Genomic DNA, 20,416 nt, shown 5'->3' on the forward strand with positions numbered 1-20,416 from the left:
GATACAAGCGCGACTCACATCGCGCGCTGCATGAACGACGATGCGTTGCTCAAAGTGTTGTATCGAGGTCGCAACGCGAATCGAAAAAAGGATTTTTCGTGAGCGAACCCTTTTATCGCTCAGGAAAAGATGGTACAAACCGTTCTAAATTGATGGTGAGAATTTATGCTCAACTGGGATGACGAGAAGACTGCCGTAACCCCCGCGAGCGGAGCGCAGCAAAACGCGATGCGCACCTCCGCCGGGATGGCTGTCGGAATGCAGGCTGCAACGCCTGCCGCCCATCAGGTCCGTGACATTTTCGAAGGCGATCTCGCGGTGCCGCCGCAAGCATCGGCTGTTCCCGCCGGCGGTACGGAAGCGCGGGTCAATGTCGCCGACAAGCGCATCATCAACGGCCAGACTGACGTCAATCAGCTGGTGCCGTTCAAGTACAAGTGGGCGTGGGAAAAGTATCTGGCCGGTTGCGCGAACCACTGGATGCCGCAGGAAATCAACATGTCCCGCGACATCGCACTGTGGAAGGACCCGAACGGTCTGACCGAGGACGAGCGCCGCATCGTGAAGCGCAACCTCGGCTTCTTCGTGACGGCCGATTCGCTCGCGGCGAACAACATCGTGCTCGGCACGTACCGCCACATCACGGCGCCCGAGTGCCGGCAGTTCCTGCTGCGCCAGGCGTTCGAGGAAGCGATCCACACGCACGCGTACCAATACATCGTCGAATCGCTCGGTCTCGACGAAGGCGAGATCTTCAACGCGTACCACGAGGTCACGTCGATCCGCGCGAAGGACGAATTCCTGATCCCGTTCATTCATACCCTGACGGACCCGGCCTTCAAGACCGGCACGCTCGAAGCGGATCAGAAGCTGCTGAAGTCGCTGATCGTGTTCGCCTGCATCATGGAAGGCCTGTTCTTCTATGTCGGGTTTACGCAGATCCTCGCACTTGGCCGCCAGAACAAGATGACGGGTGCTGCAGAGCAATATCAGTACATCCTGCGCGACGAGTCGATGCACTGCAACTTCGGCATCGACCTGATCAACCAGATCAAGCTCGAGAACCCGCATCTCTGGACCGCCGAATTCCGCGCCGAGATCCGCGAGCTGTTCAAGCAGGCTGTCGAACTCGAATACCGCTACGCCGAGGACACGATGCCGCGCGGCGTGCTGGGTTTGAACGCGTCGATGTTCAAGAGCTATCTGCGCTTCATCAGCAACCGCCGTTGCCAGCAGATCGGCCTCGACCCGCTGTATCCGAACGAGGAAAACCCGTTCCCGTGGATGAGCGAGATGATCGACCTGAAGAAGGAGCGCAACTTCTTCGAGACGCGTGTGATCGAGTATCAGACGGGGGGCGCGCTGTCCTGGGAATAACCCGCAGCAGCGAACCCGTTACATGATGGAGCAGCCGGTGGCCTCTCGGCCCTGGCCCAAGGTTTAGGAGCAAGAACGCCTGATGCAAAGCATGCCCGGTGCCTTAACGGCCCAACGATACGACAGGCACTTTGCGAACCCTTCAGTGGGATGGGCAAACTTCCCTCCGGAAAAAGCGGACGGCCGTGTGGCGGTCCGCTTGATCAAGCGATTAGGGGTAGCGGCGCGAGGTGCGCCGGCTACCGACTTGATTTGGCGCGCGAGGCCGAGTGGTCACGCGCGCCATACCGTATTCATTAGCGTAAGCGCGCGGTATCTGCGTACGCCGATGAATAGCCCGCTTCGAAGCGCACGTCCTGAACAGCGTCCGCGGGAAGCGGGTTTTGACGAAGGGTGTAGTTTGAACTGACTCTCATCTGAACCTGAAGGAGAACAACATGGCTACTGCCAAGAAGAAACCGGCTGCTAAGAAGGTTGCTGCCAAGAAGACCGTTGCGAAGAAGGCTGCCGCTCCGGCGAAGAAGGCCGCGGTGAAGAAGGTTGCTGCGAAGAAGGTCGCGGTGAAGAAGGTTGCAGCCAAGAAGGCAGCACCGGCGAAGAAGGCCGCTGCAAAGAAGGTCGCAGCCAAGAAGGTCGCAACGAAGAAGGTTGCAGCCAAGAAGGTCGCAGCGAAGAAAGTCGCGGTGAAGAAGGTTGCTGCAAAGAAGGCAGCACCGGCTAAGAAGGCCGCCGCGAAGAAGGTTGCAGCCAAGAAAGTCGCAGTGAAGAAGGTTGCTGCGAAGAAGGCCGCACCGGCGAAGAAGGCTGCTGCCAAGAAGGCTGCGCCGGCGAAGAAGGCTGCTGCGAAGAAGGCCGCGCCTGCGAAGAAGGCCGCTGCGAAGAAGGCCGCGCCCGCCAAGAAGGCTGCCCCTGCGAAGAAGGCTGCCGCACCGGCGAAGAAGGCTGCTGCTCCGAAGAAGGCCGTCGTGAAGAAGGCTGCGCCGGCAACGACCGCGTCGACCGCATCGGTTGCGCCGGCATCGGGCGTGAAGACCGCGCTCAACCCGGCAGCAGCATGGCCGTTCCCGACCGGCAGCCGTCCGTAATCGCGGCTGAGCAGCATCACCCGGACACTCACGTGGTGTCCGTGGGTTGAGTAGCGCTACTCAATCAGTCCCGCCATCTGGCTCAGGTGGCGGGATTTTTTTCGTCCGCACGCGTCGTCGATGGGGCGCCGATCAGCTCGCCGACCCGAGCGTGGACGAAAAAAAACGCATGTGCGGCTTCGCACATGCGTTCGACCGCGGCTTGCGCCGCGTGCTGAGGATATCGGTTAGTGCGTGACGCGCGTGACGCCGCCGCTCGACAGCAGGCGCACCCGCTCGCCGGCGCGGAACGCTTCGCCGCTGGCCGCCTGCGTGATCGAGCGCAGATCGCCGTTGTCGAGGCGCACGGTGATTTCGACACCGTTCGCCGTGCTGAGGTTTTCGCCGACCGCGTTACCCGCGACCGCACCGACGAGGCCGCCGGCAATCGCCGTCAGGATCGAGCCTTTGCCGCCGCCGATCGCGCTGCCCGCGACCGCGCCGAGTGCGCCGCCGCCGAGCGTGCCGATCGCGCTGCCGCCGCCGTCGGACTGGATGCGCACCGCACGCACGCTTTCGACCGTGCCCATGCGGACCGTCTGTTCGCGCTGCGCCTGGCCGACGCTATAGACATCCGCCGAACCGGGTGCCGTGAAGCAGCCGGCGAGGGTCAGCGTGGCCGTCAGCATGGCCGCGAGCGTGAGGGTTTTTTTCGTCAACATCTTTGCTCTCCCACAATATTCATTTGAGACTGTAACCGAATGCAGTCTCGAAGCGTGCGTCGATTTCGGCGCGCGTCAGTACGTAAGTCTGGGGCCCTTGATGGGCGATCTTGAGCGAGCCCATCAGGCTCGCGAGGCGGCCGGTGGTTGCCCAGTCGAGCCCATGCTCGATGCCGTACAGCAGGCCGCCCCGGAAGGCGTCGCCGCAGCCGGTCGGATCGGCGATACGCTCGGCCGGCACGACCGGAATCTGCTCCGCGCCCTGCTTGTGGCGGATGATCGCGCCGTGCTCGCCACGCGTGATGACGAGGGCGTCGACCCGGCTGGCGATTTCATCTTCGGACCATCCCGTCTTGTCGCTCACCAGCTTGGCCTCGTAGTCGTTGACCGCTACGTAGGTCGCAAGTTCAATGCTGCGGCGCAGCGTCGCACCGTCGAACAGCGGCAGACCCTGGCCCGGATCGAACACGAACGGCACACCGGCCTTGGCGAGCTCTTCCACGTGCTGCACCATCCCGTCGAAGCCGTCCGGGCCGACGATCGCGAGCTTGATGTCCGGCGCGTCGCCCGCGTGGTTCAGGTGCGACTGCATCATCGCGCCCGGGTGGAACGCCGCGATCTGGTTGTTGTCGAGATCGGTCGTGATCATCGCCTGCGCGGTGTACGTATCGGGCAGCACGCGAACGTGGTCGCGGCGCAGGCCGAGCTGGTCGAGCCGGTCGAGATACGGCTGCGCATCCAGCGCGCCCATCGTGCCCATGATGCGCGCGTCGCCGCCGAGCAGATGCAGCGCGTACCCGATGTTGCCCGCGCAGCCGCCGAATTCGCGGCGCATCGTCGGCACGAGGAAGCTCAGGTTGATGAGGTGCACCTGGTCGGGCAGGATGTGCTCGCGGAACCGCCCTTCGAAGGTCATGATGGAGTCGTAGGCGATCGAGCCGCAAATCAGCGTAGCCAAGGTGTGCGTTCCTGTAGAAATGAGGGGCCCTGCGCGACGACGCCGCGCGAAGGGCGCGGCGCGGCAGGGGAAAGCGGAAGAAAGCTTACTTCAGCGCGGCGAGCGCTGCATCGTAGTTCGGCTCGTCCTTGATTTCGCCGACGAGTTCCGCGTGGATCACCTTGTCCTGCGCGTCGAGCACGACCACCGCGCGGGCGGTCAGGCCGTTCAGCGGGCCGCTCGTCACGTCGACGCCGTACGCGTTCGCGAACGCGCGGCCGGTGCGGAACGTCGATGCCGTCACGACGTTCGCGAGGCCTTCGGTCGTGCAGAAGCGCGTGGCGGCGAACGGCAGGTCGGCGGACACGACGATCACCACCGTGTTGTCGAGCGACGACGCGGCTTCGTTGAACTTGCGGGTCGACGTCGCGCAGGTCGGCGTGTCGAGGCTCGGCACGATGTTCAGCACCTTGCGCTTGCCGGCGAAGCTGGCGAGCGACAGGTCGGCGAGGTCCTTGCCGACCAGCTTGAAATCGGCGGCTTGCGCGCCGACGGCCGGGAACGTGCCGGCGAGATCGATCGGGTTGCCACCCAGCGTAACTTTGCTCATGTTCGTGCTCCGAAATAGCGCGCCGCTCGGGCGCGCGGGTTGAGACGGGCGCGCAAGCGCGCCGCGACGCGTCACGGATAGAAGATCTGGACGCGGAAATTCGAGGCGGGCGTGCCGTTCGTTTCGAGGCGGACCACCATCGTCTGCGTCGTGCCGGGCGGCAGCCCGGCGTCGATCGGCGTGCCCGGGCGTACGTAATCGCGCGGCGCGAGCACGCGGCGCACGGTGACGTGATTGGTGTCGTCGAGCAGCGTGAGTTCGACCGACGGATACGCGAGCGCGACGCGGTAGCGGTTCGTCAGCGGCACCTTCAGTTCGAGCTCGCGCGGGCCATCGAGCTGGCGCAGGTCGGTCGCGTCGAGCCGCAGCCCGTCGATCGCGCGCGGCGGCGTGACCGTGCAGCCGAGCGGCGCGCAGGCCTGCCGGAACCAGCCTTGCGTGACGGGCCAGTAGATCATCAGCGTTTCGCGTTGCCACCACGCCAGTTGCGCGGCGAGCAATCCGACCAGCGCGGCCGCGACGAGACCGCCGAAAAAGCCGCCGAGCATCCCGCGTCGCTGCGGCGCGCGTGTCTCGCGCGTGACGGCGAAGTGCGGACGATCGTCGTCGGACAGTGCGGCGGGGAATGGGACGGCCGGTTGGACGACCGGCGGGACGGCCGGTTGCGCGACCGGTTCATCGGCTGCCGCTGCGGGCGGGGCCGTGTCGTGTCGGGCGAAGGTGCCGGGTTCCGATGCGGTTTCGGCTTCGGTGACGGCCGGTGCGGGCGTGAACGCAAAACGCGGTTCGCGCGGCGCGCGTTCGTCGTCCGGCGCGGCGAAGTGCGTGGGGACGACGGGTTCGGCCGGCTCGGCGGCGGTTTCGGTTTCCGACGGAAGGTGGGCGACGAAGCGAGGCTCGCGCGGGTCGCGCTCGAGCGGCGCGGGCGACGGCGCGGTTTCTTCGGTTTCGTGCGGTGCGTGTTGCGCCTGCGGCGAATGTAGTTCCGCCGGTTGCTCGACGGCAGTCGACGAATCGAGTTCGGCCGGAGAGGACGCGAACGGCGCGGGCGTACCCGACAGATGAACGACGCCGGCTTCCGTGGACGGGAGCGCGAGCGGTATCAGCGGCTCGGTGCGCACGGTCTCGACGCTGTGCTGCAGCGACGGATCGACGCCGGCGTCGAGCCACGGCGCCCACATGTCCCAGCCTTCCGGCTTGTAATCGGTGCCGGTCGGCAATTCGGGCGGCGTGTCGGTGGCGAACAACCGGGCCGGTGCGGCCTGCTGGTGCGTGTCGCTGCTATCCGGCGCGGCAGCCGGTTCGGTCAATGCCGGTTCGGGCTGCTGCGCGTACTCGGGAACGAGCGATTCGGCGGCGTTGAAGACTTCGTGGCAATGCCCGCAGCGCACGAGCCCCTGATGCAGCGAGAGCTGTTCCTGCTGCAGCCGGAAGACGGTTTCGCAATGAGGGCAGCGCGTCGCAAGAAGCATGTCGAGCCGGGCGGCCTGCTGGCCAGAGTGAAGGACAGCGCTATTCTAATGGCTTTCGCGGCGGGTTCCGGCAAGGCATACCCAACCTTCGTGTTCGCGCCAGACCGAGATGTCGACGTAGCGTGCATAAACGGCCGCCACTTCGTCCGCCTGACGAGCGAGCACGCCCGACAGCGCGATGCGCCCGCCCGGCTTGACCTTCGACGCGAGCATCGATGCCATCAGCTTCAGCGGGTTCGACAGGATGTTCGCGACGACGATGTCGAATTCGCCGTCCGGGCACGCATCGGGCAGCCCGTACGTGACTTCCGCCCGATTGCGTTCGCTGTTCTGGCGCGCCGATTCGACCGCCTGCGGATCGATGTCGATGCCGATCACGGGGTTCGCCCCGCATTTCTTCGCGAGGATCGCGAGAATGCCCGAGCCGCAGCCGTAGTCGAGCACCGACTGGCCGGGCTTCACCGACTGCTCGAGCCACTCCATGCACAGACGGGTGGTGGGGTGGCTGCCGGTGCCGAACGCGAGGCCGGGGTCGAGCTCGAGGACGAGCGCATCGGGATCGGGCGCATCGTGCCACGACGGCACGACCCAGATCCGCTCGCCGATCGGGATCGGCTCGAACTGCGACTGCGTGAGCCGCACCCAGTCCTGCTCCTCGACTTCACGCACGACGAATTTCGGCGTCTCGGCGAGGCCGATCTCGTTCGCAGCCGCCGCGAGCAGCACGGCCGGTTCATGGTCGGCCGACAGCAGCGCGACCACGCGCGAGTGCTGCCACGCGGTGCGATCGGGCACGAGGCCCGGCTCGCCGAAGAGCGGCTGTTCGTCGGGCGTGTCGGCGTCGGCATCCTCGACGGACACCGACAGCGCGCCGAGATCGAGCAGCGCGTCGGACAGGGCCTCCGCATGCTCGCGGGCCAGTTCGACGACGAGTTCGCGATAACTCATGCTTACGCTTCTTCCGGTGCGACCTGCTGCTTCTGCGCGAGCCGGTTTTCGAGGTAGTGGATGCTGGTGCCGCCTTCGACGAACTTCGCGTCGATCATCAGCTCGCGGTGCAGCGGGATGTTGGTCTGGATGCCTTCGACGACCATTTCCGACAGTGCGATGCGCATCCGGCTGATTGCCTGCTCGCGCGTCGCGCCGTAGGTGATCAGCTTGCCGATCATCGAATCATAGTTCGGCGGCACGAAATAGCCATTGTAGGCGTGCGAATCGACGCGCACGCCGGGGCCGCCCGGCGTATGCCACGACGTGATCCGGCCCGGCGACGGCGTGAACTTGAACGGATCTTCGGCGTTGATCCGGCATTCGATCGCATGTCCGCGGAACTGGATGTCGCGCTGGCGCAGCGTGAGCTTTTCGCCGGCCGCGATGCGGATCTGTTCCTGCACGATGTCGACGCCCGTGATCAGCTCCGATACCGGGTGCTCGACCTGCACGCGCGTGTTCATCTCGATGAAGTAGAACTCGCCGTTCTCGTACAGGAATTCGAACGTGCCCGCGCCGAGGTAGCCCATCTTCTTGCATGCGTCCGCGCAGCGGTCGCCGATGCGGTCGATCAGGCGACGCGGAATGCCGGGCGCCGGCGCTTCCTCGATCACCTTCTGGTGACGGCGCTGCATCGAGCAGTCGCGCTCGCCGAGCCAGATCGCGTTCTTGTACGCGTCCGACAGCACCTGGATCTCGATGTGGCGCGGGTTCTCGAGGAACTTCTCCATGTACACCTGCGGGTTGCCGAACGCACGGCCGGCTTCCTCGCGGGTCATGTTGACCGCGTTGACGAGCGCGGCCTCGGTGTGCACGACGCGCATCCCGCGCCCGCCGCCGCCACCTGCCGCCTTGATGATGACCGGATAGCCGATCGTGCGCGCAATCTTGACGATCTCCTTCGGATCGTCCGGCAACGCGCCTTCCGAGCCCGGCACGCACGGCACGCCGGTCTTGATCATCGTCTGCTTCGCGGTGACCTTGTCACCCATCATGCGGATCGTTTCCGGGCGCGGGCCGATGAACGTGAAGCCCGATTGCTCGACGCGCTCCGCGAAATCGGCGTTCTCGGACAGGAAGCCGTAGCCGGGGTGGATCGCCTCGGCATCGGTGACTTCCGCGGCGCTGATCAGCGCCGGCATGTTCAGGTAGCTCAGGTTCGACGGGGCCGGGCCGATACAGACGGCTTCGTCCGCGAGGCGCACGTACTTGGCTTCCTTGTCGGCTTCCGAGTAGACGACCACCGTCTTGACGCCGAGTTCGCGGCACGCGCGCTGGATGCGCAGCGCGATTTCACCGCGGTTGGCAATGAGGATTTTTTCAAACATAGCGAGTATTCGTCTCTTCGAGGGGCGCGCGAACGGCGCCTGGCGAGCATCTCGGCGGCGCGCGGCCGGCAGGGCCGCGCGGCGGGCTTAGCCGATCACGAAAAGCGGCTGGCCGTATTCGACGGCCTGGCCGTTCTCGACGAGGATTTCCTTGATCACGCCGGCCTTGTCCGACTCGATCTCGTTGAGCAGCTTCATCGCTTCGATGATGCAGATCGTCTGGCCTTCCTTGACCGTATCGCCGGCCTGCACGAACGGGTCGGCGCCCGGCGACGGCGCGCGATAGAACGTGCCGACCATCGGCGACGTCACGACGTGGCCCTGCGGAGCGGCCGGCGCGGCTGCGGCGCCGGCGGCCGGTGCGGCGGCGCCGTCGGTGGGCAGCGCGGCCGACGGCGCCGGCGCGCTGACTTGCGGGGCATACCCAGCCGTCGGCTGCACGTAGACCGGCGGCGCGTTCTTGACGATGCGCACCTTGCCTTCGCCTTCCGTCACTTCCAGCTCGGAGATGCCGGATTCGGAAACGAGGTCGATCAGAGTTTTCAGCTTACGAAGATCCATCGGGAATTCCCCTTTCAATACGTGAAAGCGCCGGTTAGGGGCCGGCGCTGAATCTAGATCGCGAAATCAGCCGCGCGACGCGCCTTGCAGCTTGTCCAGCGCGTACTCGAGCGCGTACAGATAACCTTTCCAGCCGAGCCCGCAAATCACGCCTTCGGCCTGGTCGGAAAAGTAGGAGTGGTGCCTGAACGCTTCGCGGCGATGCACGTTCGACAGGTGAACCTCGACGAACGGGATGCCAACGCCGGCGATCGCGTCCCGGATCGCAACGCTCGTATGCGTATACGCGGCCGGATTGATCAGGATGAAATCGGTCTGTTCCTCCCGCGCGGCCTGGATGCGGTCGACCAGCGCGCCTTCATGGTTGCTCTGGAACGACGACAGGTCGGCGCCGGTTTCCCGGGCGCGCGCGGCAAGCGCCTGATCGATCTGCGCGAGCGTGACGCGGCCGTACACCTCCGGTTCCCGGGTGCCGAGAAGGTTCAGGTTGGGGCCGTGCAGCACCAGCAATCGTGTCATGGTCGCTTCTATTTCTGCGGAATTGCGCGAACTTTAGCGCTATTTAGAGAAATTTGTCTAGTTTTGCCGAACGGCCACGTGCGCCGGACCTGCAAGAATTACCGGTGCGGATGCAAAGTATCGGCGAATTCACGCGAAATTGCGGCGATCGACCTGCAAATCGCCGCGAACGCGCAGGCTGCCGTTCAGGCCGATTACAGCGCGTCGAGCGTCTTTTTCAGCTCGGCCGGTTGGATTTGTCCTAATTTTGTCTCACGGATCTTGCCGGTTTCGTCGATGACGACGGTAAACGGCAGCGCGCCGGCGGTATTTCCGAAATTACGGGCCAGATCGGCGCCCGCATAGCCGCTGATGAAGACCGGATAGTCGACCTTCACCTTCTGCAGGAAGTTCTTCACGTTCTGCTCGGAATCGACGCCGATCCCGACGAAACGGATGCCTTTCTGCTTGTACTGATGCGACAGCGCGACGAGCTCGGGCATCTCCTCGACGCACGGGCCGCACCACGACGCCCAGAAGTTGACGACGACTTTCTGGCCCTTGAAGGCGGCCAGCGTGGCCGGCTTGCCGTCGACGCCGGTGAGCGACGACGCCCACAGCTGGTCGACCGGGTTGCCGTGGGCGGCCGGCGCCGCGACGGCGACGCCGTCGTCGGCCGTGCCGCGGAACCAGTGGCCGGCGGCAATCCCGCCGGCGACGGCGGCGGCCGCGACCACCGCGAGCGCCAACATGCGTTTCATCATCAGAATTTGCTCCGAGAAACCCCGCCATTGATGGCGGGAAGGAAAGGAGTGGGGTTGACAGGCAGCTTCTTCCACGGGTTAGGATCACCTTCGCCACACTTTCGACCGGCGAGAAGCTGCCCAATGACCCGTTCGGTCGACGAGCGGCGGAAAAGCTGGCGAAAGCGCAACGGGCGCGAAAGCACAAGCGGCATAGCGCGAAGTTGCACGCCAAGATGGCAAATGCCCGTGTCGATTTCCAGCATAAGCTCGCGCTCGATCTGGTGCGGCGCTTCGATTACATCGCGGTTGGCAACGTATCTGCCGTCAAACTCGCCAGAACCAGGATGGCGAAGAGCGTCTACGACGCATCCTGGTCGTCCTTCCGAAACAAGCTCCGCTACAAAGCGATCGCGCACGGGGCCCTGTTCGAGGAAGTCGACGAAAGCGGTTCGACCCAGTTCTGCTCGGCGTGCGGGTCGAAAGACAGCACGACGCGGCCGAAAGGTATCGCGGGACTGAGAATAAGGGAGTGGGTCTGCAGTGACTGTGGTGTCGAGCATGATCGAGATACCAACGCTGCGCTGAACATTCTCCGATGCGGACGTGCATCGCCAGGTGTGGGAATCCTCTGCCTTTTGGGCGGAGGAGGACGTCAACGTTGAATCATTCCGGTTCGGAAGGGGCCTGGCCTGCCTCGACGAGCGCGCGCAGTGCGGCGGCGTCCGCGCGGGCAACGCGGCCGCGCGCGTCGGCCTTCACCGCGCCGCGCAGGTCGTCGCTCGCATACAGCGCGAGATGGATGCCGATCGCGTCCACGTCGCGCCGCGGGCGCCACAGGAAACTGAGCGTCTCGACGTCGCCGCGGCCCGCGAAATGCCGCGTCTCGGATACGTCGTACTGGACGTTCTGGTTCAGCAGGTAGATCGCGACGTCCTTCGGGTTGTCGGTGAATGCCTGCAAATGGATATCCGAATGCGCGTTCGCGGTGCCGTTCAGCACGGCGCCCGTCACATAAGGATGGAACTCGGCGAGCCGGCGCATCCAGTCGAGCGCGATCTCGCGCAGGCGGCGCAGTTCGTCCGGCTGCGTGTCACTCTGGAACAGCGACAGATACTCGCGCAGTTCTTCCTCGATCTGGTCGTTATCCGGCAGCCATTCGCCGGCAACGCGCGAATCGCCCAGCAACTGGCGCGCGGCCTTGCGTTTCGCGCCGGCGTAGTCCAGGCCGTCCTCCGCGATCAGGCGGGCGGCGGACTGGGCGATTTCCTCGCGGACGCGCCGCGGGTCGACAAGAGGTTTGCGAGACATGATCCGGCAATCATACTCGATCGTCGCGGCGCCCGAGCACGGGTGCGGCGGCCCGCCGCCCGACGGTGCCGACGCCGTTCGCGCGCATCGTTCGGGCCGCCGGGCATCGCAGGCCGTCAGTTACAATAGTGTTCTTTGTGTCGCGGCAAAGTCGTGGGCCGGACGCCGGCCGCACGGCCCGTCCGGCGCGACACACACGCATCCTTTCCGAATCGACGGCGCCCGGCGGCGCGAAAGCATTCCTCTATGCACATCCACATTCTTGGCATCTGCGGCACCTTCATGGGCGGTCTCGCCGTACTCGCACGCGAGGCGGGCCACACGGTGACGGGTTGCGACGCGGGCGTCTATCCGCCGATGAGCACGCAGCTCGAGGCGCAGGGCATCACGCTGATCGAGGGCTACGGCGCCGAGCAGGTCGACCTGAAGCCGGACCTGTTCGTGATCGGCAACGTCGTCACGCGCGGCAATCCGCTGATGGAGGCGATTCTCGATCGCGGCCTGCCTTACGTGTCGGGCCCGCAGTGGCTCGGCGAGCACGTGCTGGCCGGCAAATGGGTGCTCGCGGTCGCGGGCACGCACGGCAAGACGACCACATCGTCGATGCTCGCGTGGCTGCTGGAAGACGCAGGTCTCAATCCGGGCTTCCTGATCGGCGGCGTGCCGCTGAACTTCGGCGTGTCCGCGCGGCTCACCGATTCGAGCTTCTTCGTGATCGAGGCCGACGAGTACGACACGGCATTCTTCGACAAGCGCTCGAAGTTCGTGCACTACCGGCCGCGCACCGCGGTGCTGAACAACCTCGAATTCGATCACGCCGACATCTTCCCCGATCTTGCCGCGATCGAAACGCAATTCCATCATCTGGTGCGCACCGTGCCCGGCGTCGGGCGGATCGTCACGAACGGCCGCTCGGACGCGCTCGAGCGCGTGCTGGCGCGCGGCTGCTGGAGCGAGGTCGAACGCTTCGGCGTCGACGGCGGCTGGCAGGCGCTGCCGGCCGAGGACGGCGTGCCGGTCGACGAACGCTTCGCGGTGTATTCGCATGCCGGGCGCGTCGGCGAAGTCGCATGGCAGGTGCAGGGCGACCACAACCGGATGAACGCGCTCGCGGCGATCGCCGCCGCGCGCCACGTCGGCGTGCCGCCAGCGCAGGCGGCCGAATCGCTCGCCTCGTTCCGCAACGTGAAGCGCCGCATGGAAGTGCGCGGCAGCGTGGACGGCGTGACCGTCTATGACGACTTCGCGCACCATCCGACCGCGATCGACACCACGATCGCCGGCCTTCGTGCGCGCATCGGCCGCCAGAATGCCCGCATCCTCGCCGTGCTCGAGCCGCGCTCGAACACGATGAAGCTCGGCGTGATGAAGTCGCAGTTGCCGGCGAGCCTCGCCGATGCCGATCTCGTGTTCGGCTACGGCGCGCCGACCGGGCGCGATGCGCTCGGCTGGAATCTCGCCGAAGCGCTCGCGCCGCTCGGCGACCGCGCACGCGCCTTCGACGATCTGCATCTGCTGGTGAAGGCGGTGGTCGAGGCCGCGCGTCCGGGCGATCACGTGCTCGTGATGAGCAACGGCGGCTTCGGCGGCGTGCACCAGAAGCTGCTCGATGCGCTCGGGAGCCGCCCGTGATCCTGTATCTGCACGGCTTCCGGTCGTCGCCGGAATCGCAGAAGTCGCGACTGCTCGCCGCGCGCATGGCCGAACTCGGCCGCACCGGCGAGTGGCGGTGCCCGTCGCTGTCGGTATCGCCGCTCGAGGCGATCGCCGTCGCGGAAGCCGAGGTCGCGGGCGCACGCGACGTCACCGTGATCGGCAGCTCGCTCGGCGGTTATTACGCGACGTGGCTCGCCGAAAAGCATGGCTGGAAGGCCGTGCTGCTGAATCCGGCCATCGTGCCGCAGCGCGATCTCGAACAGTATCTGGGCGAACAGTCGCTGTGGCACGGCGGCGGCACGATTGTCGTCGAGCGCCGTCACCTGCACGAACTCGACGCGCTGCGCGTGCCGGCGATCACGCGCGCCGACCGCTACTATCTGTTCGCGGCGACCGGCGACGAAGTGCTCGATTACCGCGAGATGCTCGCCCACTACCCGCGCGCGAAAACTCGCGTGATCGACGGCAGCGATCACGGGATCAGCGAATTTGCCGACTATGTCGACGACGTTCTCGCGTTTTGCGACGGAAAGACGTCTTAAACCGGCCGCGTGCCGATCGAATTCCCATCATCATGCGGCGCCGCTGACGCGGCGCCCGGCAGTCTGAACGAGAGTACTGAGTGAACGTTTTCTTCGAGGAATCGGGCAGTTTCAAGGCGGGCAGCGTGCTGTCGCGCCAGGGCGACGCATTTCAGGTCGAGTTGCCCGGCGGGCGGCGGGCGAAGGTGCGCGCGAAAGACGTGCTGATCGAATTCGACAAGCCGGCCGCGGGCGAACTGATGCAGGAGGCCGACACGGCCGCGCAGCAGATCGATCTGGACTTCCTGTGGGAATGCGCGCCGGCCGACGAGTTCGCGTACACGGCGCTGGCCGCCGAGTACTTCGGCGCGACGTACGGCCCGGTCGAGCGCGCGGCGCTGGTGCTGCGGCTGCACGGCTCGCCCGTCTATTTCCGCCGCAAGGGGCGCGGCCAGTACCAGCGGGCGCCGGAAGAGCAGCTCAAGATGGCGCTCGCATCGCTCGAGCGCAAGCGCCAGCAGGCGCTGGTGCAGGCGCAGTATGAAGAGGAACTGAAGGCCGGCAAGCTGCCGGAAGCGTTCGCGGGCAAGGTGCTCGGGCTGCTGACGCGGCCGGACAAGAATTCGATCGAATACAAGGCGATGGAAGCGGCGGCCGGCGCGCGCGGCGTGTCGCCGGCGCGGCTGATGCTCGACTGCGGCGGCATCGAGTCGCCGCGCGCGCTGCACGAAGCGCGCTTCCTCGCGGAATTCTTTCCGCATGGCACGGGCTTTCCACCCGTCACGGTCGGCCCGCTGCCGGACGACCTGCCCCGCGCGAACGTCGAGGCGTTCTCGATCGACGACGTCACGACCACCGAAATCGACGACGCGTTCTCGGTCGAGCACCTGTCCGACGGCCGGGTGCGGATCGGCGTGCACATCGCGGCGCCGGCGCTCGGCATCGTGCGCGGCGATCCGGTCGACGCGATCGCGCGCGCGCGCCTGTCGACGGTCTACATGCCGGGCGACAAGATCACGATGCTGCCGGACGACGTCGTCGACGTGTTCACGCTGAAAGAGGGCGATTACCGCCCGGCGCTGTCGCTGTACATCATCGTCAACCGCGAGACGCAGGACATCGTCGCGAACGAGACGCGTGCCGAGCTCGTGTTCGTGAAGAACAACCTGCGCCACAACACGCTCGACGAGCTGGTCACCGAAGAGACGCTCGCGGCCGGCACCGGCGACTATCCGCACAAGGACGACATCGCCGTGCTGTGGCCGCTCGCGCAGGCGCTGTTCGAGAAGCGCCAGGTCGCGCGCGCGGGCTACGGGCTGAAGCGCGAGGTGCAGCGCAACACCGATTACAACTTCTACGTCGAAGGCGAGCACGTGACGATCACGCCGCGCCGCCGCGGCTCGCCGCTCGACCTGATCGTGTCGGAGCTCGCGATTCTCGCGAACTCGACCTGGGGCGCGTTCCTGCACGACCACACGGTGCCGGGCATCTACCGCTCGCAGCGCGGCTTCGGCGCGCCGGGCCCGAAGCGCACGCGGATGCAGACGACGGCCGCGCCGCACGAAGGCCTCGGCGTCGCGCAGTACGCGTGGAGCACGTCGCCGCTGCGCCGCTACGTCGACCTCGTGAACCAGTGGCAACTGCTCGCGTGCGTGCAGCACGGCGTCACCGCGAAGCTCGCCGCGCCGTTCAAGCCGAAGGACGCCGATCTCTACGCGGTCGTGCAGGGCTTCGACGATACGTACACGGCCTACGCCGACTACCAGCGCCGGATGGAATATTTCTGGTGCCTGCGCTGGCTCAAGCAGGAGCAGAAGAAACAGGTCGTCGCGAGCGTCGTGAAGGGCGATCTCGTGCGCCTGGAGGAAATCCCGCTGCTGCTGCACGTGCCGGGCCTCGGCGTGCATGCGCGCGGCACGCGCGTGCTGCTCGACGTGATGTCGCTCGACGAGCTGACGATCGAGGCGTCGGTGCGCCTGTTGAACGTGCTCGACGCGCCGACCGTGACGAGCGGCGACGCGGCCGACGAAGAGGATGACGCCGAAGGCGGCGACGACACGCTGGTCGACGCGGAAGACGCATCGGCGCAAGCCGAGGCCGAAGCGCTGGCCGAATCGGGCGACGCGACGGCGGAGGGCGGCGAAGCCGCGAGCGGCAACGACGGCGAAACGGGGCGCGCATCATGAACGCAGTTGCGTCGACGAGCGGCGCCGACCGCTATGTCGTGTTCGGTAACCCGGTGGCGCACAGCAAGTCGCCGTTCATCCACGCGCAGTTCGCCGCGCAGACCGGCGAGCCGATCGAGTACACGCACCGGCTCGCGCCGGTCGATGGTTTCGAGGCGGCCGTGCGCGCGTTCGTCGCCGAAGGCGGCCGCGGCGCGAATGTGACGGTGCCGTTCAAGCTCGACGCGCATGCGCTCGCCGACACGCTGTCGCCGCGCGCGGCGGCCGCAGGCGCGGTGAACACGCTGCGCATCGACGCCGACGGCCGCATCCACGGCGACAACACCGACGGCGTCGGCCTCGTGCGCGACATCGAAGCGAATCTCGGCGTGTCGCTCGCCGGCGCGCGCATCCTGCTGCTCGGCGCGGGCGGCGCCGCGCGCGGCGTCGTGCTGCCGCTGCTCGACCGCGCACCGCTGTCGATCGCAATCGTCAACCGCACTGCGAGCAAGGCCGAAGCGCTCGTCGGTCAGTTCATGCAGGCCGCGCACGATGCGGGCTGCACGCTCGCGGGCGGTGGCCCCGGCGTCGTGCGGGCGGAGCCCTACGACGTGGTGATCAATGCGACGGCCGGCAGCCTCGATGCCGCGCTGCCGGAATGCGACGCAGCCGCGTTCGGCGCCGGCACGCTCGCGTACGACATGATGTACGGCGCGCAGCCGACCGTGTTCATGCAGCACGCGGCATCGCTCGGCGCGCGCACGGCCGACGGTCTCGGGATGCTCGTCGAGCAGGCGGCCGAGTCGTTCTTCATCTGGCGCGGCGTGCGGCCGGACGGCGCACCGGTGCTGGCCGCGCTGCGCCAGGCGCTCGCGGCGAGCTGAACGGAGCGCGGCACGTGGTGGCGGTGAGCGGCACGCAGCGCACGCGGACGGTGAGCCTCGCTCGCTGGGCCGTCTACGCGGGCTCGGTGTTCGCGGGCGCATGGCTCGCGACGCAGCTGTTCTATCTCGCGCAGATCGCGCTGTGGTTGTTCGTGAACCCGGGCTCGACCGCGTTCATGCGCACCGACGCGTGGTGGCTGTCGCGCGACACGCCGCCCGCGCAGATCCGGCACCAGTGGGTGCCGTACGACCAGATCTCGCGCAACCTGAAGCGCGCGCTGATCGCGTCCGAGGATTCGACCTTCGCGACCAACAACGGCTACGACGTCGACGCAATCCTGCAGGCGTGGGAGAAGAACAAGGCGCGCGGCAGGATCGTCGCGGGCGGTTCGACGATCACGCAGCAGCTCGCCCGCAACCTGTTCCTGTCGCGCGAGAAGAGCTACATCCGCAAGGGGCAGGAGCTGATCATCACGTGGATGCTCGAAACGGTGCTCGACAAGGAGCGCATTTTCGAGATCTACCTGAATTCGGTCGAATGGGGGCGCGGCGTGTACGGCGCCGAAGCGGCCGCACGCTATTACTACAAGATTCCCGCGAGCCGGCTCGGCGCGTGGCAGTCGGCGCGTCTCGCGGTGATGCTGCCGAAGCCGCGCTGGTTCGATGCGCATCGCGGCTCGGCCTACCAGGCCCAGCGCGCGGCGGTCATCGCGCGCCGGATGGGCGCGGCCGAGTTGCCGCAATCGGAGTGAGCGGCAGCGCTGCTGCATTGTCCATTCCGCCGTCGAGGCACGATTGGTGCGCTGCAGCGCATGCGTGTCGCGACCATTTCGGGTCACATCCGTTAGACGAATCCGTCTATTTCGCTTTGCTGAGCAATACCGGCGACCGCGCGATTTTGTTGACCGGCATCGCACGAAATCCGTGCATTTTTAGCCGCTGCGGGTAAACGCGAAAGTCGCTGAAAGCGACGTGAAATGCAAACGTTTCACGAATCGAAGCATTCCTGAAAGGTGTGCGCTGCACCGCTTGCGTGCGAAATATTTCCAAATTTTTCAAAGCTGATCGGCTCGCGTATATTGGCCAGCGCCTCGGCTCATCGGCCGCAATCGAGGCGGGGGGTGGCTTATCCGGCTGCTCGACACAAAAAACATCCGAGAAGAAGGAACGCAACGATGCCAGCGAGCAAAGCGAAGCTGTTGTTGGGAGTGGTGTGTTCTTCGCTGATTCTGACGGCCTGCAATGACGACGTGACGTCGTCGTCTGCAGCGAGCGCCGCGAATTCAGCCGATCCTGCCGGTCAGGTCGACCGCGCGTACAACGATCCGAACAGTTATTCGTCGAGTGCGAACGCGTCGCTCGACGCATCCGCCGCGGTCGAGAAGGCCGCCGTCACGCACCATCAGATCACGCTGAACGGCAAGACGATCCGGTACACGGCCACCGCCGGCCACCTCGTCGCCCGCAATCCGCAGACGGGCGCGCCCGAAGCCTCGTTCTTCTACGTCGCCTACACGGCCGACAACCAGCCCGCGGCGAAGCGGCCCGTCACGTTCCTGTACAACGGTGGCCCCGGTTCGGCCTCGGTGTGGCTGCACCTCGGCTCGTTCGGCCCGCGCCGGATCCAGACCGGCGACCCGAACGCGAACACGTCGACGTTCCCGTTCGTCGACAACCAGGAAACCCTGCTCGACACGACCGACCTCGTGTTCGTCGATGCGATCGGCACCGGCTTCTCCGAAGCGGTCGCGCCGAACACGAACCAGACGTTCTGGGGCGTCGATCAGGACGCCGGCGCGTTCCGCGATTTCGTGACGCGCTACCTGAGCGTGAACCAGCGCAGCGCTTCGCCGAAATACCTGTTCGGCGAGTCGTACGGCACGCCGCGCACCGACGTGCTCGCGAACCTGCTCGAGACGGCCGGCGTGAAGCTCGACGGCATCGTGCTGCAGTCGTCGATCCTGAACTACAACACGAACTGCGACATGGCGAGCGACTATGTCGGCAACTCGAACAACGGCGCGAGCCCGGTGAGCTGCGCGGGCTTCGTGCCGTCGTACGGCACGGTCGGCGCGTATTACCAGCTCGACAACCCGAACCCGTCGAACCTGCCGCAGTATGCGGACCAGATGCGCCTGCTGACGGCCGGCAGCTACGCGCCGGCCGTGAACGCGTACCTCGCGAGCCACACGCCGCCGCCGCCGAATCTCGTCACGACGATGGCGAATTCGACCGGCGTGAAGCAGGCGTTGTGGAATGCGGACTTCAACGTGGTCCCGACCTTCTTCGACAACAGCTTCCAGCTGTCGCTGGTGCCGGGCACGCTGATCGGCCGCTACGACGCACGCGTGAACGTGCCGGTGTCGAGCCCGCTCGCGGCCGACGGCGATCCGTCCAGCTCGTTCATCACGAAACCGTTCACCGACACGATCGGCAGCTACCTGCCGAACGAGCTGAAGTACACCGCGCAGTCGGCCTACTCGGTAAGCAGCAATGCGATCAACACGTGGGACTGGACGCACGACGGCCTCGCGATGCCCGACACGATCCCCGACCTGGCCGCGGCGCTGACGCTGAATCCGCAGCTGAAGGTGCTGTCGCTGAACGGGTATCACGACATCGCGACGCCGTTCTACCAGACCGAGCTCGACCTCGCGCGGCTCGGCACGCAACCGAACCTGACGATCAAGGACTATCAGGGCGGGCACATGGTCTATCTCGACGATACGTCGCGTCCGCAGGAGAAAGCCGACCTCGTGACCTTCTACAGCGCGGCCGCGCACTGATGCGCCCGGCCGGCGACAGGCGCCCTCCGCGGCGCCGCTCGCCGGCCGTCGACGACCTCATTCCAGACTGGAGCCTGACATGAAGAATCGTTTCATCGTCGTTGCCGCGGCGCTCGCATGCGTCGGCGCCGCAGCATCCCTCTCCGCGTTCGCGCAGGCGAGCGACGCCGCCGCGCCGGCGCGTGCGCGCCAGGCGCAGCTCGGCGATCCGTACGTGCCGCCGGCCGCGCGCCACGCGACCGCCGGCACGCAGACGACCGGCGCCGCGCTGCATGCGCAGGTGGTGCGCAAGCTCGCGCGGCAGTTCAGCGCGGCCGACACGCAGAACACGGGGGCGATCACCGAGTCGCAGGCGCGCGCGGCCGGCCTCGGCTATGTCGCGAACCACTTCCGGCAGATCGACGCGAGCGGCAACGGCCGCGTGTCGTTCGCCGACGTACAGCGCTACATGCAGGCGCGCAGCAGCACGAGCCAGCAGTAAGCGCCGCACGCGGCGAGCAAACGGGGGCGGAACCTGCGGCAGGCGGGTTCCGCCCCCGTGCGCATGGCGCGGCCGACGTGTCGAACCCGCGGCCAATCGCGTCGGTATTCTCATTATCTGGACAACGCATTCAAATATTGGAGACGAGTGCGTGCGCTCCTACAATCCGAAGCACATCGACAGCTTCGGACCCACGCATCGCGCGGCGCCCGTCGCACACGGAGACACCTTCCATGAAGTTCGCCGGGCGCTTTACTCGGTGCATCGACCGCCGCCACGCCGCCGCATCGGACGCAGTTCCGGCGCCGCG

The 20,416-nt window shown here is 66.3% G+C and carries 20 protein-coding genes and 1 pseudogene; 11 read left to right on the forward strand and 10 right to left on the reverse strand.

The genetic code is table 11. The features are described from left to right. Positions 1–165 precede the first annotated feature (165 nt). From AP428_RS00260 to AP428_RS34405, 3 genes are all read left to right on the forward strand, one after another. Complete coding sequence (locus AP428_RS00260) at positions 166–1,377, forward strand: ribonucleotide-diphosphate reductase subunit beta (RefSeq protein WP_012327871.1); 1,212 nt, start codon at positions 166–168, stop codon at positions 1,375–1,377. Between the two features lie 82 nt (positions 1,378–1,459). Then, on the forward strand, positions 1,460–1,786 hold the full coding sequence (locus AP428_RS34400; protein WP_011544525.1) for a hypothetical protein: 327 nt from the start codon (positions 1,460–1,462) through the stop codon (positions 1,784–1,786). Positions 1,787–1,814: 28 nt separating this feature from the next. Further along, on the forward strand, positions 1,815–2,462 hold the full coding sequence (locus AP428_RS34405; protein ID WP_011544526.1) for a histone H1-like DNA-binding protein: 648 nt from the start codon (positions 1,815–1,817) through the stop codon (positions 2,460–2,462). Between the two features lie 227 nt (positions 2,463–2,689). Here AP428_RS34405 and AP428_RS00270 read toward each other — a convergent pair whose 3' ends face one another. The 9 genes from AP428_RS00270 to AP428_RS00310 form a co-directional block, all read right to left on the reverse strand. Further along, a complete protein-coding gene (locus AP428_RS00270) occupies positions 2,690–3,163 on the reverse strand; it encodes a glycine zipper 2TM domain-containing protein (RefSeq protein ID WP_006476977.1) in 474 nt (157 codons plus the stop codon). Positions 3,164–3,182: 19 nt separating this feature from the next. Continuing rightward, entirely contained in the window at positions 3,183–4,121 is a 939-nt protein-coding gene (locus tag AP428_RS00275) for a carbohydrate kinase family protein (protein WP_006476976.1), read from the reverse strand. A gap of 85 nt (positions 4,122–4,206) precedes the next feature. Further along, positions 4,207–4,710, reverse strand: coding sequence for a thiol peroxidase (gene tpx / locus AP428_RS00280; protein ID WP_006476975.1), 504 nt, complete (start codon positions 4,708–4,710; stop codon positions 4,207–4,209). Between the two features lie 71 nt (positions 4,711–4,781). After that, positions 4,782–6,182 (reverse strand): zinc-ribbon and DUF3426 domain-containing protein, encoded by a 1,401-nt coding sequence (locus AP428_RS00285; RefSeq protein ID WP_011544528.1) that lies wholly within the window; start codon positions 6,180–6,182, stop codon positions 4,782–4,784. Positions 6,183–6,227: 45 nt separating this feature from the next. After that, entirely contained in the window at positions 6,228–7,130 is a 903-nt protein-coding gene (gene prmA / locus AP428_RS00290; protein WP_011544529.1) for a 50S ribosomal protein L11 methyltransferase, read from the reverse strand. Between the two features lie 2 nt (positions 7,131–7,132). Further along, positions 7,133–8,500: an acetyl-CoA carboxylase biotin carboxylase subunit gene (accC, locus tag AP428_RS00295; protein WP_011544530.1), complete on the reverse strand. Its 1,368-nt coding sequence runs from the start codon at positions 8,498–8,500 to the stop codon at positions 7,133–7,135. An 87-nt stretch (positions 8,501–8,587) separates the two neighbouring features. Then, the gene (gene accB, locus AP428_RS00300; protein ID WP_006476971.1) at positions 8,588–9,061 is read right to left on the reverse strand and encodes an acetyl-CoA carboxylase biotin carboxyl carrier protein; all 474 of its coding nucleotides are present in this window, start codon (positions 9,059–9,061) and stop codon (positions 8,588–8,590) included. Between the two features lie 66 nt (positions 9,062–9,127). Then, positions 9,128–9,580, reverse strand: coding sequence for a type II 3-dehydroquinate dehydratase (gene aroQ, locus AP428_RS00305; RefSeq protein ID WP_011544531.1), 453 nt, complete (start codon positions 9,578–9,580; stop codon positions 9,128–9,130). Positions 9,581–9,774: 194 nt separating this feature from the next. Further along, on the reverse strand, positions 9,775–10,326 hold the full coding sequence (locus AP428_RS00310; protein ID WP_171984255.1) for a TlpA disulfide reductase family protein: 552 nt from the start codon (positions 10,324–10,326) through the stop codon (positions 9,775–9,777). A 38-nt stretch (positions 10,327–10,364) separates the two neighbouring features. On the opposite strand from AP428_RS00310, the pseudogene AP428_RS34410 reads away from it, so the two are divergent. Next, a pseudogene (locus tag AP428_RS34410) lies at positions 10,365–10,967 on the forward strand (RNA-guided endonuclease InsQ/TnpB family protein); the annotation flags it as partial. Between the two features lies 1 nt (position 10,968). Here AP428_RS34410 and AP428_RS00315 read toward each other — a convergent pair. Further along, positions 10,969–11,613: a hypothetical protein gene (locus AP428_RS00315; protein ID WP_011544534.1), complete on the reverse strand. Its 645-nt coding sequence runs from the start codon at positions 11,611–11,613 to the stop codon at positions 10,969–10,971. Positions 11,614–11,859: 246 nt separating this feature from the next. Between AP428_RS00315 and mpl the strand changes: the two genes are divergently transcribed. From mpl to AP428_RS00350, 7 genes are all read left to right on the forward strand, one after another. Continuing rightward, positions 11,860–13,245 carry a UDP-N-acetylmuramate:L-alanyl-gamma-D-glutamyl-meso-diaminopimelate ligase gene (gene mpl, locus AP428_RS00320; RefSeq protein WP_053525984.1) on the forward strand — a complete coding sequence of 462 codons (1,386 nt, stop codon included), beginning with the start codon at positions 11,860–11,862 and terminating at the stop codon, positions 13,243–13,245. Then, positions 13,242–13,811: a YqiA/YcfP family alpha/beta fold hydrolase gene (locus AP428_RS00325; protein WP_011544536.1), complete on the forward strand. Its 570-nt coding sequence runs from the start codon at positions 13,242–13,244 to the stop codon at positions 13,809–13,811. Before mpl ends, AP428_RS00325 begins: the two co-directional genes overlap by 4 nt. 80 nt (positions 13,812–13,891) lie before the next feature. Next, positions 13,892–15,976: a ribonuclease catalytic domain-containing protein gene (locus AP428_RS00330; RefSeq protein WP_054927341.1), complete on the forward strand. Its 2,085-nt coding sequence runs from the start codon at positions 13,892–13,894 to the stop codon at positions 15,974–15,976. Then, positions 15,973–16,839 (forward strand): shikimate dehydrogenase, encoded by an 867-nt coding sequence (aroE, locus tag AP428_RS00335; RefSeq protein ID WP_011544538.1) that lies wholly within the window; start codon positions 15,973–15,975, stop codon positions 16,837–16,839. The genes AP428_RS00330 and aroE overlap by 4 nt, the downstream gene beginning before the upstream one ends. A 14-nt stretch (positions 16,840–16,853) precedes the next feature. Then, a complete protein-coding gene (gene mtgA / locus AP428_RS00340) occupies positions 16,854–17,591 on the forward strand; it encodes a monofunctional biosynthetic peptidoglycan transglycosylase (protein ID WP_011544539.1) in 738 nt (245 codons plus the stop codon). A gap of 423 nt (positions 17,592–18,014) precedes the next feature. Continuing rightward, complete coding sequence (locus AP428_RS00345) at positions 18,015–19,625, forward strand: S10 family peptidase (RefSeq protein WP_011544540.1); 1,611 nt, start codon at positions 18,015–18,017, stop codon at positions 19,623–19,625. 79 nt (positions 19,626–19,704) lie between these two features. Next, positions 19,705–20,106 (forward strand): EF-hand domain-containing protein, encoded by a 402-nt coding sequence (locus AP428_RS00350; protein ID WP_011544541.1) that lies wholly within the window; start codon positions 19,705–19,707, stop codon positions 20,104–20,106. Positions 20,107–20,416 lie beyond the last annotated feature (310 nt).

It is taken from the genome of Burkholderia sp. E168m22 (assembly GCF_001319805.1).
Taxonomy (GTDB): Bacteria; Pseudomonadota; Gammaproteobacteria; order Burkholderiales; family Burkholderiaceae; genus Burkholderia; species Burkholderia orbicola.

Excerpts from the sequence above, each read along its gene's own strand:
- AP428_RS00270 (WP_006476977.1), bottom strand. The coding sequence starts at position 3,163 with ATGTTGACGAAAAAAACCCTCACGCTCGCGGCCATGCTGACGGCCACG.
- accB (WP_006476971.1), bottom strand. The coding sequence starts at position 9,061 with ATGGATCTTCGTAAGCTGAAAACTCTGATCGACCTCGTTTCCGAATCC.
- aroE (WP_011544538.1), top strand. The coding sequence starts at position 15,973 with ATGAACGCAGTTGCGTCGACGAGCGGCGCCGACCGCTATGTCGTGTTC.
- AP428_RS34405 (WP_011544526.1), top strand. The coding sequence starts at position 1,815 with ATGGCTACTGCCAAGAAGAAACCGGCTGCTAAGAAGGTTGCTGCCAAG.
- AP428_RS00260 (WP_012327871.1), top strand. The coding sequence starts at position 166 with ATGCTCAACTGGGATGACGAGAAGACTGCCGTAACCCCCGCGAGCGGA.
- AP428_RS00285 (WP_011544528.1), bottom strand. The coding sequence starts at position 6,182 with ATGCTTCTTGCGACGCGCTGCCCTCATTGCGAAACCGTCTTCCGGCTG.
- AP428_RS00315 (WP_011544534.1), bottom strand. The coding sequence starts at position 11,613 with ATGTCTCGCAAACCTCTTGTCGACCCGCGGCGCGTCCGCGAGGAAATC.
- accC (WP_011544530.1), bottom strand. The coding sequence starts at position 8,500 with ATGTTTGAAAAAATCCTCATTGCCAACCGCGGTGAAATCGCGCTGCGC.
- prmA (WP_011544529.1), bottom strand. The coding sequence starts at position 7,130 with ATGAGTTATCGCGAACTCGTCGTCGAACTGGCCCGCGAGCATGCGGAG.
- mpl (WP_053525984.1), top strand. The coding sequence starts at position 11,860 with ATGCACATCCACATTCTTGGCATCTGCGGCACCTTCATGGGCGGTCTC.
- AP428_RS00345 (WP_011544540.1), top strand. The coding sequence starts at position 18,015 with ATGCCAGCGAGCAAAGCGAAGCTGTTGTTGGGAGTGGTGTGTTCTTCG.
- aroQ (WP_011544531.1), bottom strand. The coding sequence starts at position 9,580 with ATGACACGATTGCTGGTGCTGCACGGCCCCAACCTGAACCTTCTCGGC.
- AP428_RS34400 (WP_011544525.1), top strand. The coding sequence starts at position 1,460 with ATGCAAAGCATGCCCGGTGCCTTAACGGCCCAACGATACGACAGGCAC.
- tpx (WP_006476975.1), bottom strand. The coding sequence starts at position 4,710 with ATGAGCAAAGTTACGCTGGGTGGCAACCCGATCGATCTCGCCGGCACG.
- AP428_RS00350 (WP_011544541.1), top strand. The coding sequence starts at position 19,705 with ATGAAGAATCGTTTCATCGTCGTTGCCGCGGCGCTCGCATGCGTCGGC.